General features: G+C 56.7%; 12 protein-coding genes and 3 pseudogenes. 9 read left to right on the forward strand and 6 right to left on the reverse strand.

The genetic code is table 11. From position 1 onward, the window contains the following. Nucleotides 1–229 precede the first annotated feature (229 nt). A complete protein-coding gene (locus SM755_RS19545; protein WP_323174124.1) occupies nt 230–943 on the forward strand; it encodes a helix-turn-helix domain-containing protein in 714 nt (237 codons plus the stop codon). A gap of 191 nt (nt 944–1134) precedes the next feature. Here SM755_RS19545 and SM755_RS19550 read toward each other — a convergent pair whose 3' ends face one another. From SM755_RS19550 to SM755_RS19565, 4 genes are all read right to left on the reverse strand, one after another. Beyond that, nucleotides 1135–2649 carry a sodium:proline symporter gene (locus tag SM755_RS19550; RefSeq protein WP_323174125.1) on the reverse strand — a complete coding sequence of 505 codons (1515 nt, stop codon included), beginning with the start codon at nt 2647–2649 and terminating at the stop codon, nt 1135–1137. Then, a complete protein-coding gene (locus tag SM755_RS19555) occupies nt 2646–3149 on the reverse strand; it encodes a hypothetical protein (RefSeq protein ID WP_323174126.1) in 504 nt (167 codons plus the stop codon). The genes SM755_RS19550 and SM755_RS19555 overlap by 4 nt, the downstream gene beginning before the upstream one ends. A 90-nt stretch (nt 3150–3239) precedes the next feature. Then, a complete protein-coding gene (locus tag SM755_RS19560; protein WP_323174127.1) occupies nt 3240–4112 on the reverse strand; it encodes an SDR family NAD(P)-dependent oxidoreductase in 873 nt (290 codons plus the stop codon). Between the two features lie 128 nt (nt 4113–4240). After that, entirely contained in the window at nt 4241–5365 is a 1125-nt protein-coding gene (locus SM755_RS19565; protein WP_323174128.1) for a site-specific integrase, read from the reverse strand. A gap of 358 nt (nt 5366–5723) precedes the next feature. Between SM755_RS19565 and SM755_RS19570 the strand changes: the two genes are divergently transcribed. Next, nucleotides 5724–6494: an SDR family NAD(P)-dependent oxidoreductase gene (locus SM755_RS19570; RefSeq protein WP_323174129.1), complete on the forward strand. Its 771-nt coding sequence runs from the start codon at nt 5724–5726 to the stop codon at nt 6492–6494. Between the two features lie 336 nt (nt 6495–6830). Here the strand turns inward: SM755_RS19570 and SM755_RS19575 are convergent, their stop codons facing one another. Beyond that, the gene (locus tag SM755_RS19575) at nt 6831–7841 is read right to left on the reverse strand and encodes an LLM class flavin-dependent oxidoreductase (protein WP_323174130.1); all 1011 of its coding nucleotides are present in this window, start codon (nt 7839–7841) and stop codon (nt 6831–6833) included. Nucleotides 7842–8577: 736 nt separating this feature from the next. Between SM755_RS19575 and SM755_RS19580 the strand changes: the two genes are divergently transcribed. The 5 genes and pseudogenes from SM755_RS19580 (at nt 8578) to SM755_RS19600 (ending at nt 12402) form a co-directional block, all read left to right on the forward strand. Continuing rightward, nucleotides 8578–8820, forward strand: a complete 243-nt coding sequence (locus SM755_RS19580) for a hypothetical protein (protein WP_323174131.1) — start codon at nt 8578–8580, stop codon at nt 8818–8820. 116 nt (nt 8821–8936) lie between these two features. Then, a pseudogene (locus SM755_RS19585) lies at nt 8937–9515 on the forward strand (IS6 family transposase). 79 nt (nt 9516–9594) lie between these two features. Next, entirely contained in the window at nt 9595–10218 is a 624-nt protein-coding gene (locus SM755_RS19590; protein ID WP_323174132.1) for a TetR family transcriptional regulator, read from the forward strand. A 324-nt stretch (nt 10219–10542) separates the two neighbouring features. After that, nucleotides 10543–11500 (forward strand): annotated as a pseudogene (locus SM755_RS19595) (ATP-binding cassette domain-containing protein). Next, nucleotides 11497–12402: an ABC transporter permease gene (locus SM755_RS19600; RefSeq protein WP_323174133.1), complete on the forward strand. Its 906-nt coding sequence runs from the start codon at nt 11497–11499 to the stop codon at nt 12400–12402. Before SM755_RS19595 ends, SM755_RS19600 begins: the two are co-directional and overlap by 4 nt. 83 nt (nt 12403–12485) lie before the next feature. Here SM755_RS19600 and SM755_RS19605 read toward each other — a convergent pair whose 3' ends face one another. Continuing rightward, nucleotides 12486–13022, reverse strand: a complete 537-nt coding sequence (locus SM755_RS19605) for a hypothetical protein (RefSeq protein ID WP_323174134.1) — start codon at nt 13020–13022, stop codon at nt 12486–12488. A 297-nt stretch (nt 13023–13319) separates the two neighbouring features. Here SM755_RS19605 and SM755_RS19610 point away from each other — a divergent pair. Both SM755_RS19610 and SM755_RS19615 read left to right on the forward strand, forming a co-directional pair. Further along, nucleotides 13320–15056 (forward strand): annotated as a pseudogene (locus SM755_RS19610) (transposase). Nucleotides 15057–15444: 388 nt separating this feature from the next. Next, the gene (locus SM755_RS19615) at nt 15445–17013 is read left to right on the forward strand and encodes an ABC transporter substrate-binding protein (protein WP_323174135.1); all 1569 of its coding nucleotides are present in this window, start codon (nt 15445–15447) and stop codon (nt 17011–17013) included. The last annotated feature ends 105 nt before the right edge of the window (nt 17014–17118 follow it).

Consider the following 17118-nt stretch of genomic DNA (forward strand, 5'->3'; position numbering starts at 1 on the left):
CCGTTCGTTGCCTGTATGGCAACTCCGTTGAAAAACTGTAGAGTACGTTGATTAGTTAGCCTGATCAATTAGCCCGATTGATTAACCTAACTCGTACGTCCGCCCGGTCGAATCGGCCACCGACAAGTACTGCTCGCGAGCGCAATCGAGCGAGTAGGTCGGACAGTTCACAAAACGCTATACGACTGGAATACAAGAGTTCTGCAAGATGAATGCGCTAAAGCTTGACATGGTCCAGTACGATTGTCCGTACATTCGGACCACTCGAGAACACGATGTCGCCTTTCACACCCAACACTGGGATTTCAACCAGGCGGATCGGACGCTCGAGACACGGTTGCTCGTGGTCGGGGAGAGCCCGGAAGAGTTACACGGCGCACTCGAGACGCTCAACGGCTACGAGATGCTTCGGGGGTACGAACTCCTGTCTCGGAAACAGAATACGGCGCTCGTCCGCTCGCGGATCGGTGAAACTGACGCCATGCAAACGATCCGTGAGAACGCCGGTTACGTGACCGGCCCGTTCGTGATTCGAAACGGCAGTGAAATCTGGAACGTCGGCTTCGATAGATCGAAGTCAGCAGAAGACGCGCTCTCAGAACTCGATGCGTCGAACGAGTTCACGATCAAGGGGAACGATTCGATCCATATCGATGACTTCTTCGATATCCTTCAGAACGTCGAATCCATCGGTTCGATGCTTCGGGCGCTCCAGAATCTGACGGACAGGGAGCGCGATACGCTCGAGGCCGCGGTCGAGAAGGGCTATTTTTCGACGCCGCGGGGAGCGACCCTAGACGACGTTGCTGCGGAGTTCGACATCTCGAAGATGGGTGCCTCGAAGAACCTTCGCCGGAGCCAGCGAAAGGTTCTCCGACGAGTTGTTCGCGTGATGAACGACGTCGAAGCCCAGATGGAGTTAGAGGACGAACGATGGGATTAGGGGAGACGTGTCGACCGCTCAGGAGCGGTAGAAACCCGTAGATGCTCCGAGGAGTGATCGGATCGTTCCCATCGAACTCTTCATGCAGGAGTCAGCGGGGCCCGCCTATATTTTCAAGAAGAGAACGACCAGGTTGATCACCATCATCGCGACGAAGCCAACGAGCCAGAGTTCCATATCTTTCACCTCCGTTAGAGTTTGAAGATCGGTTTGACGTGTTCTGGGACGTTCTCACCGCTGGCCCCTTCGGTCAGAGACGAGACGAAGATCGTCACGGCGATCGAAACGGAGATCGCGATGAAGTAAAAGTCCATCCCGATCGGAAACGCGTACCCAAGCTGTGTCGCAGCCAGCAGCGTGACGTTGAGGAAGAGCGACGCGGCAAGTCCAGCAGTGACTCCCTCTCTACTCGCGCCTTTCCAGAGCAGCCCGACGACCACAGCAGGAATTGTCCCGCTAACGAACGTGCCCCAGCCGAATGTTCCGAGGATCGCGACAAGGTGGCCGCCGTACAGGCCGAAGATAACCGAACCGACGCCGACGACGAGGACCGCCGCTCGTCCCAACCACGTTTCCCGCTGTTCGGAAACCTCCCAGCCCATCGCCCGCACGAAATCGCGGGCGATCGCGCCGGAGGCGACCGAGAGGAAAAATGCCGCGGTGGACATGATCGCAGCGACCAGCCCCGCGTAAATGACCATCTGTAAGACGATGTGCAACCGATCGACGAACTCGAAGGCGGCCATGTCGGGGTCTGCGAGCGGTTCGACGCTTCCGGACGCAACCAGGTAGAGCGCAACGAAGCCGATGAGCAACCAGAGGATGCTCCCCACAGCATAGGTGACACCGCTGACGAGGCCGACGGTTCGGAGTCCTTTCGGATCGTCAATCGAGAACATTCGCTGGAGGACCTGTGGCTGTCCCATGACGCCGATACTGAAGACGACTGGCCAGATTAACAGCAGGCCAGGTGCAGACTCTTCGGCGAGCCCCCAGCCGTCGAGCATCTGGGGAGCAAACGCCTTCGTCACATCTGCGCCGGTGAGTTCGCCGGCCTCGACGACAGTCATCGTCGTGTTTTCCATCCCGCCGGCGATCTGGAAGAACCCGACGACGACGCCGACGACGCCCACGAGCATCACCGCGCCCGTGTACGCGCCCGCAAGCTGGGCCGACGCCATACCACCGACGGCGACGTAGACGATAATCAGGCCGAACACGAGCCAGACGGCGGTCTCCATCGGGATACCGAGGATCACCGAGAGGACGTAGCCGCCGCCAGCAACTTGCGAGGCGAGGTACGCCCAACACGCGATAAAGAGAATCAATGCGAGTATCCCGCGGATCGCGCCGCTGTTGAATCGCTCGTCGGCGATGTCTCCGAGCGTGCCGATGTCGGCGATATCGGCCATCCCGCGGACGCGCTTCCCGACGATCCAGTAAGCCATTGCGAACCCGAGGCCGCTGGCGAAGGTCATCCACAGCGAGGACGTCCCCATCTGGTAGACGAGCCCCGGACCGCCGATAAATCCGAAGGCGCTCATAACCCCGGACATACTCGCCAAAGTAATGACCGCCGCACCGAACATCTTCGTCGCGCCATAGAACTCGTCGGAGGAGTCGATCAGGCGCTTGCTGTAGAGACCGACGGCGAACACCGAGAGGATAAACAACGCGACGAAGCCAGGGACGAGCAAATCGATCATCGATTACGCACCTCCACAGCCTCGTCGGCTTCCCGTCGCTCGCTCTCCGCGTTCACCCGCTCGACTTCCTCGAGGAACCGGTCCCACTCCCCTTCCGGCAGGAAGTGCTTGCGAAAGTAAATCCCGTAGCCGAGGGTGATCGTCATGAACCCACCGACCCAGTAGAGCCAGTAGACGGCGGCGAAGGACGGATGCATGCCGGTGACCAGAAACGCCGGTGAGCCGCCTGCGAACGCGTTCGAGTAGTACTCGGTCAGGACGAACGCCGATAGCTGGAGGACAGTCCATATTCCGAGAGGATAGACGAGCAACTTCGTCGAAATCGTCCCGTTTGAACTCGCGCCGATGATGAACCACGGATGAAAGAGAAACACCGAGACCAGCAGGGCGACGAACCAATAGCCGGCCAGCCCGAGTCCGAGCACGGCAGTCCATAGAACGCCGCTTGCGAGCATCAGTTCCGAGGTTACTCCCTCCACGTTGAACTCGCTGTCTAACATGCGCTTGCCCCCTCAACGGTCGACCCGCAGCTTCGATTCTCCCGTTCCACTTCGCACCGTGATAGCCGAGTTGTATAGTCCATGTGTGCATCACTCGTACGTGTTCACGAAGCCGCCGTCCCAGAGCAAGTCACCGCCGTTAAGGTGTTTGCCGTGGCGTGAGAGCCCGAAAGCGAACAGGTTGCCCGCCTCGACCGGTTCCATCATCTCGGCGGCCCGCGCCTGTCCGAGCATCACGTCCTCGACGACCTCTCGCTCGGTAATCCCGCGTTCTTCGGCCGTATCCGAAATCTGATCCAGTACGAGCGGTGTCTTGACGTAGCCCGTGCTGACCGTGAACGCGCGGATATCTCCGTCACCTTCGGCCGCAGTCGACCTGGTAAGCCCTCGAAGACCGAATTTCATCGTATTATATGCGACCTTATCGCGGGTCACGTAGTGACCGTGGACGGATGCCATATTGGCGATGGCACCGACGCCATCTTCGGCCTCGCGGATGTGTGGAAGCGCCAGTTTCGTGAGATACATCGGCGCGCGGAGCATCACCTGGTAGAGCGAGTCGAACTTCTCCATCGGGAACGACGCGATCGGCGAGATGTGCTGTATACCAGCTATATTCGCGACGTACCGAAGCTGTCCCGCATCGTCGGCCGTCTCGACGAGCGCCTCGATCTCGGTGTCGTCAGTCAGATCACAGGCGACCGTCTCGAGGTCACCCTCGACTGCGAGGCCGTCTGCTTTCTCGGCCGTCTCGTGGAGACCACCCTCGTCAACATCGGTTGCGATCGTCGTCACGCCATTGGCCGCCAAGACGAGCGCCGTCGCACGACCGATCCCCGACGCTGCGCCAGTCACGATCGCCACGTTCTCGCTGGTAAACCGTGGATCGTCGATGTGATGGATCGAATCGGCGGTAAGCTCGGGTGGTTCGATACTGTTGTGAGTGTCGGATTCCCCGCTCATGTGGTTGGAACGACGGTCGCTACCGGGTTCAAACAGAAGGTTGATATGTAACCATCGCCGCCGGCTTGTGGTTTTGATGTCCACTGCGTGTCGCCAATCGATACTGTCTACCGTCGCTGCTGCCAATATCAGTGTGAACCGGATTCGTCGTCGAACACCGCCGTATTGGCTTCCCCGAGTTCACTCGCTTCGATGTGGGAGTACATCTGTGAGGTCGTCTTCGGATCGGCGTGTCGGAGCGTTCGTTGGGCGCGCTGTGCGCCGTGCTCTCTGAAAAGCGCCTCACCGACGCCACGGCGTGCACCGTGGAGGGTGAGATACTCGCCGTTTTCCGTATCCAGATCGGGGATGGGTGCCTCGCTAGAAAGCCGTTTCAGCACCGTCCGCGCTCCGGATGTGCTCATCGAGGGCGGTTCGATACCGTTTTCGAGCATGAACTCCCAGGGATCGCCATCTGGAACGTCGTATCCCGCAGCACGGATGTTCTCGTACAACGATGGCGGGTGTCGAGAGGGGAATACCGGCCACGAGTTCGCGGGCGAGTCAAGGAGTGTCCGCAGTCGCTGTAACGGTTCGATTGTCTGGCCCGTAAGCCCGACTTCCTCGTTCGGGTTTTGACTCTTGCCGAGGACCGTGATGACGCCGTTTTCGAGATCGACGTCGCCCCACCGTAACCCGTTCCGTCGCTCGTCGCGATAGTCGGCAAGGACCTCCGACCCCCGAACGCCGGTGTAGGCGAGAACGGTAATCAGCGTTCGGTTGCGAATCGCTTCGAAGGCGTCGGTCCCTTGCTCGTCGATCGCCTCGCGGGCACGCTCGTCGACGTAGTTGGTGATCGCGTGCCGTTGTTCGGGCTGCCAGAACTGCTGCTCGCCGCTGTTGGTCCGTGCAGTCGGCAGCGGTTTCTTTGCTCTCCGCTTTTCGGCCGGGTTTTCATGGAGGTATTCGACCTCGACGGCCCACGTTAATAGCGCTGAAACGTAGTTGTAGTACGTCCGGGCCGTCGACGCGCTAATTCCGTCTCCGCCAGCGAGCTTCGAGCGCCGCTTGAGAAACGACGCATAGTGGCGCATCGTCAGCGGTGTCACGTCATCGAGTGTCCGTATATCCCGGTCGGCACACCAGTTAGTCCACTTCTCGAGGACGTACTCGAGATTCTGCGCGTAGTTGCCGTCGCGCTCGGCGATGAATTCGGCTGTTGCCGCCTCGAGCGGCGTTTCTCGTCGTGAACTCCCGGAATCGCGATCTGTCATCGACTTGGCTTCCCCGAGGGCAGCGGCCTACCTAAATCCACCGCACATTATTGGTCTAATGTGCAGTGTATCTTCTCAATCCATGATATCGAAGATACAACCCATGAGGAGACAGATACCGGGCATCTCACGCTAACTAGGATTGGGGATAAATCATATTATGCGATATAGAATCTTCTGACCAATGCAACACAGGTTCGGCGTTTGGATTTCTACAAAGCACCACCTACTGATAAATCGCTAACTGCAAGCTTCGAATAGGAGGGCCATGCATTAAGAGCATTAGTCTCAACTTCTGCTCAAAGATGCTCTATGGATAGTATCATGCTTATCACTGCCGGCGCCGTAACCGTGATTGATGTCTGCAGAACTCGGTTCAGAGCTTGACGGACAGGTAGCGATTGTCACGGGTGCATCCTCGGGGATCGGGGAGGCGACGGCGAGCGCGCTCGCCCAACGCGGTGCGAACATCGTGCTCGCGGCTCGCCGTGTGGACGAACTCGAAGCGCTCGCCAATGATATCGAATCTGACGGCGGCGAAGCGCTCGCCGTTCCGACGGACGTCACGAGCGAGGACGACATCGATTCGCTCGTCGAGACCACTCTCAACGAGTTTGGTTCGATCGACGTGCTTGTGAACAACGCGGGCGTGATGTTGCTCGAACCCGTCGCGCGCGCCGACCGCGCGAACTTCCGGCAGATGGTGGAGGTTAACCTCCTCGGATTGATGAATCTCACTCACGCCGTTCTGCCGGTGATGCAAGACCAGGCGACGGGCCACATCGTCAACATTTCCTCGACTTCCGGCCGACAGGCGACCGCGAATTCCTCGGGCTATAACGCCACGAAGTTCGGTGTCAATGCGTTCACGGAGGCCCTCCGTCAGGAGGTCACCGCTGAGGGAATCCGAACCACGATCATCGAACCTGGTGTGGTCGAGACCGAACTCAAGGACCACATCCCGGACGAAGGGGTCAAAGAGCAACTGGAGGAATACGTGTTCAGCGGCATGACCGCCCTTCAGAGCGAGGACATCGCTCGCGGGGTCGCCTACGCCGTCACCCAGCCACAGCACGTCAGCGTCAACGAGATGCTCATCCGACCGACCGACCAAAAACAGTTGGGATGAAGTAGATAGTGGTAATGGGAAAATGATAACTAAGTTGTACAGGGAGTTACATAGGAATCGGCTTAAGCACACGCAACCGGTGAATCGACAACAGGAGAGAAATAAACTAAACATTCGAACTGCTTATTACATGGATTAGTGAACACCAACGGACATGTACCAATAGATCTACTGATTCTGCAACTCCAGCAATCGGCTCCATACATTGAGAGTTCTAGTCTCAACTTCCATCGAGGGGTTGGAAGATGAGACTACATCAGGTATAGAGCGTCTATACCATCAGCAAGCGGATGGTTCGATTACTCGGTTTGTGAGATACTGGGACATGCTGTTTCGCTATGCCCTGACCAGCTCAGGTCGAACCTCGTCGCCGAGTCGACGGATACAGCTAGCCATCTCCTCCGTGCCTATGTTTGGATGGTACGATCGAAATATGATGTGGACATCATCGCCGAGGGCGTCGCGGTACGTCTGAAGTTCGTTAACGACTTGCTCGGCCGTGCCGAATATCGCTTGTTCTTTTAGATCCCGCTTTTGCTCAGTGGATAGTTCGTCGACAGGCTCGCCCGAGTCGATTTCTGCGTATCGACGTGTGGTATAGAAATAACCCTCACGCATTGTTTCCCACGCTAGCTCGTGGGAGTCCCCGACAAACCCATCCAAGACCAAATAGACCTGAAAATCGCTGTCGATCCCCTCATTTTCCCGAACGGTTTCGATGTCCGCGACACGCTTGCGAATGGCTTCGAGCGGGAGACCCTGGGGCGCACACCAGCCATCCCCGATACGGGCGGCACGCCGAACGGCTGGCTTTGCAACGCCACCGAACATGATCGGCACATCGTGTGCCGGTTTAGGCGTCACGTCGATATCGGCCGGTGTCTCGTGAAAATTCGACTCATAATTGAGTGGCCCCTCCGACCATGCACCCCGAATCACATCGATGGTGTCCGTCAGTCGATCGACTCGTTCATTCTCTGCGATTCCGAACGCGTTGAGCAAATCGATATTTGAACCGATCCCAAAGCCAAGTGTCGTCCGCCCGCCCGCGATCAGGTCGATCGTCGCGATGTCCTCCGCGAGTCGAATCGGGTTATACAGTGGGGCCAGTGCGATACACGGCCCGAGTTCAATGTCGTTGGTGACCGCTGCTAGCGCGCTCAGTGCAGGTATTATCCCCGGCATATACCCATCGTTAGAAAAGTGGTACTCGGACACCCATGCGCTGTCGAGGCCCGCATCGTCGATGATGCAGCCAAGTTCGAGCATTTCATCATATATTTTGTTCATCGGTCGGTCATCGTCCGGTCGCTGTTGACAGGTGAACTGACCAATTCCGAGTTGCATAGGGAATAATTACATAGGAATCGGCTTAAGCACTCGCAACCGGTGAATCGACAACAGGAGAGAAATAAACTAAACATTTGAACTGCTTATTACATGGATTAGTGAACACCAACGGACATGTGCCAATAGATCTACTGATTCTGCAAATCCAGCAATCGGCTCCATACATTGAGAGTTCTAGTCTCAACTTCCGCAGAATCAATGGGGACCCACAGATTTAGAGAATGAATTGCTTTCTCGTATTTTGACCGAGATTTAGATCGACCTTTCCATCCGAGGTTCTTGGACGAAGATGTCGTTATCGCCGAAAATCCATATACGTGCTCCCGATTAAGACCGTCAACAGGATCGCTATGCCTATTCGGTCGTTCGCTGAACTCGACGAGTAATCGTCTGTACACTCGCTCGCGAATTGTTTCCGTCTTACAGTCCGAGTTCGTTTCGCGGAAAAGCGCGATGAGGCCACACAATCGCGGATCCGATGGTCTACTATACTCTTTCGCTCATCCCGATAGATCGTAACATCAATTTCGCTGGCGAATTACGAAGCCGTCAACGATGGACGAGGAGTCAGCACAGGTCTTCCTTCCACCGCGTGAGCGATGCTTCGAGCGTCTCCGTCTCGCCCGGTTCGGCGAGATATAGACGTGTGTCCATTGGGCTGCATTGAATCACTAGACGGCGTCGAGGTGCCGCAGTAGACCAAAGGAGTTGAAGCGGGGTAGTGGCGATTGGCATGAACGTCACTACCCGCTTCGGCGAGGAGTTAGTGTCGCTCGCAAAAAGTTATTCCGACGATGCTGGCGAACCTGCCGCTCCGGAAGGTGGCGGCAGATGCGCAGAATACGCGATGATTTCCCTCCACGGGATGCGGATTTTCCTTGAGAAGTCCTACGAGATGGCACTTGACATTCTTGCAACGATGACGCCATTACTCGGGAACGTTTTTTGTCAGAACGGATCGCTGTGCTGTCGATAGGAGAGTTCATCGTGAGGGATCGATGAAAGATCGTGTTTAGTTAAGCGTGAAAGGTGAGCGGTGTGGTTCCTTAGTGCCTATGCCAGAAATCCCGCCTCAGCGGACATAGGGAGTGGATCGATTTGGAGTTTGTGGAGCGTGAGCGGACACCCGAGCCAGCGATGGAAGTTGGTATTCAATCGCACGTTGCGGGGCTGTCATTGTCGAATACCGTCGAATCACTCGCAGACCTGGGTGTCGATCGGAGTCGCAAAGCGATCCACGATTGGGTCTAGAAAGCCGATCTACAGCCCGAATCTGGCCAATCACCGAATCAGATTGCGCTTGACGAGACAGTAATTCGGATCAACGACCAGCAGTTCTGGCTATACGCCGCCGCAGACCCCCAAACAAACGAACTGCTCCACGTCCGGCTCTTTTCAACGACTACGACATCTCTCACCGAGATCTTCCTCCGAGAACTGCGACAAAAACACGATATCGAAAACGTTGTCTTTCACGTCGATGGTGCTCAACACCTCCAAACCGCGCTGCAACGAGCTGGGCTCCGATTTCAAATGTGTCGCCACGGAAATCGCAACGTCGTCGAACGAATTTTTCGGGAACTAAAGCGCCGAACGTCGTCGTTTTCGAACTGCTTCAGCCACGCTGAACCGGAAACTGCAGAATCATGGCTTAAAACATTCGTTCGCTGACACAATATCACTAACTAAACACCGCCATGAGAACGATACAAGTTTCTCCGGTTACTACTCTCATTATACTCACAAAGGTATGACGTCCACGCCATCTAATTCGATTCCTGACGATACGTACGAAGAACTCATTCAGGCGACAATCGCTGCCCTATCCAAGCACGGCTATGCACAGGTCGGAGTTCGTGATATTGACGAGGAATTCAGCAAGAGCAGACAACTTATCAATCATTATTTCGATGGGAAGAACGACTTGATAACCGAACTCCTATTGTATCTTATAGAATCCAACGATGGAGAATGGGCTACATCCGCGGATGATGATCCACTGTCGCGACTGAACCAGACGGTTGATGAGACACTTCTCGGAACGCAGACAGATGATTCTCGGTTCTGGCCGGTCGTGTCTGCTATGTATGAAATACAATCACAGGCACATTACCATCAGGAACACCAGGAGCTGATCAATCAGACCGATGCTAGGTTTATCAATCATATAAGCAAGATACTAGAAGATGGCATTGAACAAGGTGTTTTCAATGACGTCGACACTGAGCGTGTCGCGAGAATCATCGACGACCTCATCACCGGTTCACATATCAGGAAGATTTGTCTCGGCCAAGACGACGCACCCGTCGATACTCGAGAGTCAATCGATCGATTCATCGTTTCTCAGCTGCTTGTTGATTCTGACGCGGAGTGACCGCGTTTCCTGCCCGCTACGTTCGGTCAATGCTTGGAGGATTGACGGCGAATTCATACTGTTAGCGCCTTGTTCGTCACGCCAACACCGGACGAACGTGCTGGATCACCTCGGAGCTACACCTTGAGATATTTGCCCGATTTTCCGCCGAAACCGTCATTTGCGCCGCACTCCCTACGGTGGTCTGTTAAGCTGATCAATCCTGGTGAGACTCCTCATCTAGAGGTCAGAGTTTGCCTGGTTGTGAATACAATCGTGTGTGAGCATCTCTAGGGCAAGTGGAAATCGGAACTTATTTGCCGATCGGAAAAATATCGATAGTCGATGGATGCCATTCAAACGAATTCTCTCACGCGCCGGTTCGGGAATCTAACAGCCGTTGAATCCCTGGATCTAACGGTTCAGGAGGGGGAAAATATACGGATTTCTCGGACCGAACGGGGCGGGGAAGTCGACGACGATCAACATGCTACTCGGGTTCACACCACCTTCGACGGGTTCGGGAACAGTGCTCGGTTACGACATCGAATCCGAGTCGCTCGCTGTCCGTCAATCAATCGGCGTTCTCCCCGAGGATTTTGGAATGTACAATCGGCTGACTGCTCGGAAACACGTTCAGTTCGCCATCGACGCAAAAGGGGCGTCTAACGACCCTGACGAGCTCTTAGCGCGCGTCGGACTCACTGAGGCAGCCGATCGAAAAGCTGGCGGGTTCTCGACCGGGATGAAACAACGCGTTGCTCTCGCGATGGCGCTCGTCGGCGAGCCCGATCTGATCGTCCTGGACGAGCCCAGCTCCGGGATCGATCCGAACGGCGCCCGGGAGATGCGCGAGATCATTCGCGAGGAGAACGCTCGCGGCGCGACCGTTTTCTTCTCGAGTCACATCATGGAGCAGGTCGAGGCCGTCTGCGACCGCGTCGGGATCATGCGCGGCGGCGAGCTCGTCGCCGAGGATAGCATCGACGCGCTCAAGTCACAGTTCGACGCCGACTCTCGGCTCGTGCTGACCGTCGACGCGGTGCCCGACGGCGTTCGCGAGGCCGTCGCCGCACTCCCCGGCGTCACCGAAGTACGCGTTGAGGGCGTCGAGATCATTGCGACCCTCTCCGAGTCGAGCCGGAAGGCGACCGTCATCAACGCCGTCGAGGACGCCGGCTGCGCGGTCGAGGACATCACCAGCGAGGAACCGTCGCTCGAGGATCTGTTCGCCGCGTTCACCACCGGCGACCGGCCGATGCGCGGCAGGCGCGACGGCAGCACGGAGGTAGTGGACGCATGAGCGGCGCCCACGACACTTCCCAGGCGGAGAGCGGTGGGAGGCACACCAAATGGATCGCGATCGCGCGAAAGGACTTCGCGGATGCCGCACGCGCGAAGATGCTCTGGGCGCTGACCGCGCTGTTGATTCTACTCGTCGCGGGCGTCTCAGCGATCCCATACCTGCTCCACAGCGACGGCCCCGCCCCCGAGTTCGCCGACGCCGTCAGCTTTCTCTACTCGCCGATCGGGACGCTGGTTCCGATCATCGGCCTGATCGTCGGCTATCAGGCGATCGTCAAAGAGCGCGAGTCCGGGAGCATCCGCTTCTTGCTCGGTCTCCCGTTCACGCGCCTCGACGTGCTCCTCGGGAAAGTCGCCGGACGAGCCGGCGTCGTCGCCCTCCCGACGGTGATCGGCTTCCTGGTCGGCAGCGTCGTGATCGCCGCCCTCTACGACGGCTTCGTCATCGCTGACTACCTCGGCCTGCTGGCGTTTTCGCTCATCATGGGGCTCGTCTACGTCGCGATCGCCGTCGGCGTCTCCGCGAGCGTGAGCAGCCGGGCGAAGGCCGTCGCGGGCGTGCTCGGCATCTACGTCGTCTTCGACTTCCTCTGGAGTTTCGTCCCGGTGGCGATCTACTGGGTCTTCGAGCGCGAAGTGCCCCTGTTCACGGGCGAACCCGTCCCCGCCTGGTACCTCCTCGTCGAGCGGCTCAGCCCCGGCCAGGCGCTGACCGTGATCGCGTACGACCTCATCGACTTCGTCGGCGCGGAGGATGTCGACCTGACGACGGCTGGTCGGATCGCCGGTGACATCCCGTTCTACCTCGAGACCTGGGTCGCCTGGGTGATCGTCCTCGCATGGATCGTCGTCCCGCTCGTGATCGGCTACTACCGGTTCGAGCGCGCGATCATCAGCTAAGGGACAAATTTTGCACACCTCTTTGGCCTGACTGACAACTGTTGCTCAGTAAGCAGGTGTCGTTAGCGTTCAGGAGTTTATCTTCACTCACTATTCTCTTCGGATTGGTCGTCTGTGATGGGCTCAAGGGATTCTTCCATCCGTTCGAAATGAGCTTCACGGAGCGCTTCCTCAGACGGCCCTTTCCGCACGACAGACGTATCCTCAGGCAGTTCTACGTCCTCATCCATCAACGGATCTACGTCGACAACCATTTTGCGAATCTCCATATCCCGATTGATTTTCCCGACCAGCTGCTCGAACGCCGTCTCACGTTCCTGCCGAATCCGCCGAAGCTCTCGGACCTTCCGCTCGAACTCCGTCTGCACTGCCCAATCATACACGCGACGCCCAAGGATCGTGAGCTCATACCGCTTCTCTGCCCCATGCTCGGTTGGCCTGTGACTCACCGTGAACACGTCGCGCTCAACACCTTCTGAGAGGCGTGAGGACACTGTCGATCCACTTATCGAAACCGCATCGACGAGTGCGTTGAACGTCGCTGTTCCCGTCCTGATCTCCGTAATGAGTTCCGCCGCTCCCTTCTTCCGAAGAAATGCTTCCAGTTCGTCCAACCCCATCGTACCTCTCTGTTCTCTACCTTTCACTATAAACCCAATCGAAATTTGATCCATACTGATTCTTGACCCACATCGAATTATAGCCACAATCAATTCTCCAAGTATAGCACGTATACCTCTTCATATGTCTCCCACTACAAGCCAAGAGCATACAATCGACGCTAATGCACAATCAAATTTTCACTCTATCCTATACTGATACTCACTCCTGCTCAGCAGACACGTCTACAAATCATCACTCCAGTATCTGGTCGACCGCAGCCCTGAAACAGAACAACTCGCCCCGGAGGTGGCTCAATGCCAACTGATCCGTCGGCTGTCGCTGAGTCAATCATTGTCCACGCGGAGACGCTCTGTGAGCGTGAAGACCACTTCTGGGACGTCATTCGTCAGCTATCGATCCCCGTCCCAACCTCGAGGATGCCCGCAATCAGAACCGCGTGACCTTTGGAACCGACGAGATGTTCCGCACGCTCCTATTCAAAGGAATTCGAGGCATCTCACAGAACAAATTAGCCCAACGACTTGGTCGGGAGCCGAGCTTAGTCAAGAGCTTCCACCTCGATATCACCGATCTCACGAATACACCGACCCAACAACAGCTCTCGTACACACACACACACGCGCAGTTCAGCGAGGATACTCAGAAAGTCCTCAATCGGACGGTTGCTGGCGTCCGGCAAGTTGCTCTCGATAATGATGTTCTCACGGAGGGATTGGTTCCGACAGTCCCAAGGGACGTTGAGGATGAGTCACCGAGCACAAACGAGTACAAAAAGGAGAAAGCCCAGAAGACGCTGACGCTCGCTCGAAAACACGTCATCCCTGAGTTCGACACCAACCGAGCGGCCCACAAGACGTACTCCAACGAGGTGATGCTGGATATGTTCGCGAGTATCTGCGCGAACAACGGCAGTGCCCACTCAGAAGCCGAGTACGGCTGGCTCACCAACGACGACCTCATTTGTGACGACTCGACCTTCCTACGGGCAATCAAGAAGATCGCGACACCGGAAGACTCGGACGGCCAGCTCACGTTCGAAGATTTCGAGGACGATGAGTCGATGCCCGAAATCGACCGGATTCGGGACGCAATTATGACAGCGTTCAACGCCGCGACGGAAAACATCATCAACTCAATTCGCGGAGACGACCCGTTCGACTCTCGGGAGACCGTCGCAGCGATCGACATCACGCATAAGCAGTTCCACGTCTGGCCGTGGGAGGACAAAGAAGCGGGTATCGTGAAGCCGGACTATCCGAAGATGGTGAGTGGGTACAAGAAAGACGGCGAGTACAAGCATGGATACAAGTACGCGACGATTACCTTAGTCGGGAACCCACGTACCGATTGTACTCGGCATCGAGCCGGTCAAAGAGAACTCTGCGTGGGAACCCGACGACTCTCCATCGTACTCGAAAGCCGACTTAGTAAGTCGGTTGCTTGACCGGGCCGAGCAGTTCGTCGACCTGGACATGGTGATGTTCGACCGTGGATTCTACGTCAATCGCGTGTACGCAGATGTTCACGAACGCGGGCTCACGTACCTCTCCCCCGTGCCGACGTACGAGGATGACTTGGCGGCGATTCAAGATATTCAGGAGCATCCGAGGGCGGACGCAGCTGTCAAGCACGACGTTCCGTTCGGAATCGATGGCGAGGTACATCACGAGGCAGAGTTCCTGTACGCGCCGAGCACGAGTGACGATGCCGAGGGGAAGGACGCGGTGTTCGTGACGAGTGAAGACCGCGTTGAACCCGAGGTGATTAGGAGTATCGTGAACGGGTACAGTCGGCGCTGGGATATCGAGAACCAGTACAAGTCGATCAAGGACTTCATGCCGAAGACGTCGTCGACGGACTACCGGCTTCGGCTGTGTAACTTCGCGCTGTCGACGCTGATTTATAATCTGTGGCGGCTCACAGACTATCTGATCAAGGTCGCGATCGACGAACCGATCTGGTCGCCGCCAGTGATTACGGCGAAGACGTTCGTGCGAGCGTTGGGCGACTTCCTCCGAGAGTTCGGGTAACGATTTTCTCATTCTGGGTTCACCGATTCGGTAGTGGTTGCTCTGTCGATTTTTTCGTGTTTTCGCACTACTTGTCATACGTGGTACTAATTCACAGTCGCTAATTCGATCTCGTCCGGTTTTCGCACCGAATCTAGAGTCACCAGTCCGGGAATTTCCTAGTTTCATTTGTAGGTTTATAAGAACGCGAAGAACGTGATGCAAAGCAGAGTCCGGTAACGAGTTCACAGCGGATCACGGTGCTACTAATAATCTAGCTCACTACAGCTGATTCTCCCCGAGTTGGGCGATAAGACATCCAAACCAGGAGACGCCAACTGGCACTCGAGGTTCGGGTTTTCGACGGTTTCACCATAACTAGGAATAATATGGAGAGTAATCAGTCGGTATGGATTCGACCCTCAGGCGACGACGGTTGCTGCAAGCGCTGAGCGGAGGCGTTGCAGCGAGTGGGGCCGGTTGCACTAGCCAAGCTGACAGCGGCGCACTCGAGATGACGGTTCCACGGAGCATCACGAATATCAGTCCGATCCAAACGCCATCGAAATACGCGAACTTCGTTCCGATCCGGATGCTGTACTCGCAACTCTCTCGGATCACTTACGACATGGAACGCGAGGACGACCTCGCAACGGGGTGGGAGGAGCAAAACGACGACCTCACCCGCTGGGTAGTCACCATTCGCGATGACGCTACGTTCCACTACAGCGGTGAGTCCGTTACTGCCGAAGATGTCGTTTACACGTACAAGACGATCGTCGAAGGCGGCTATCCGGGGACGGGCAATCTCGGTGGGATAGTCGACATCAACCACGTCGACGAGTTCACCGTCGAGTTCGAACTCGATCGTTCGAACCCAGACTTTCCTCGCTATCAAGCGCTTGCTTGGGCGTCAATCGTTCCGAAAGAAATCCTCGAGGGAGACCTCGAATCGCTCCAAACCGAAGCATACGGTAGCGGACCATTCGTTCTGGACTCGTTCCCCGGCAACGACGAGATTACGCTGCGTCGAAATCCGGAGTTTTATCTGACGGACGAGGACGGAAACGCGCTCCCCTACGCGGACGAACTCGTGCTCAGTCATGTTCCAGATGCCGGGACGGAAGTCACGCGCCTCCAAAACCGAGAGATCGACGTGATACACCGAACGGATACCGCGCAGTTCGCTCGCCTCGAGTCGATCTCCCACGTCGAACCACAGCGTGTGACCGCGGGTAACTTCGTCGCGTTCGTCATGAACACCGACCACGAACCGTGGGACGATGTCCGGGTGCGGCAGGCGATGAAACACGCGGTAAACAGGGAGGAGTTCGTCGAAAGCGTCCTTCAAGGATACGGGACGATCGGGCAGGACTCGGTACTCGCACCGCTGTTTCCGTTCTACGCGGAACTTCCGGATCGATCGCAGGATCTCGAGCGAGCGCGGGAACTCCTCGCCGAAGCGGGCTATCCGGACGGATTCCACCTCACCGAAGACTTCGGTATCACGTTTTACACGCCGACGGAGCCTCCGGAACAGCTGAACGCGGCGCTTCTGTTTCAGGAACAGTTCGGCGAAATCGGCGTCGAAATGGAACTCGAGCAGGTGAGTTACGATATCTTCGAGACGGAGATCTGGGGAGAGAAACCGACGTATTCGGTCCACTACGGGACGTATCTGAACGAAGACCACCTGTTGAGTAACTTGATCTGGTCGGAAGGGTCGTGGTGGGACGAGAACAGGTGGGAAAACGAAGAAAAGGACGAATTGATCGAACGGGCCCGACGAACGACGGACGAGGATGAGCGAAGCGAATTGTACGAACGAGTACAGGAACTCATGTACGAAGCGGGCCCGTACGTAATTCCGTTCCACATGGAGAACCTCGGAGCGAATGCGGCGCGGATCGAGGGCTGGGAGCGCCACCCGATGTTAGGACACGACCACCTGGAGAGAGTACGCTCGACCGACCGATGATCCGTGTAACTCGCCCGCGACGCGGCCCGCTCGGACGAAGCGACGGTCGCAGCGCACTCGATCGAAACGCGATCGGTTCCGAGCGTCTCAAAGACGAACGGACGA

Source organism: Natrialba sp. PRR66, assembly GCF_034808065.1.
Taxonomy (GTDB): domain Archaea; phylum Halobacteriota; class Halobacteria; order Halobacteriales; family Natrialbaceae; genus Natrialba; species Natrialba aegyptia.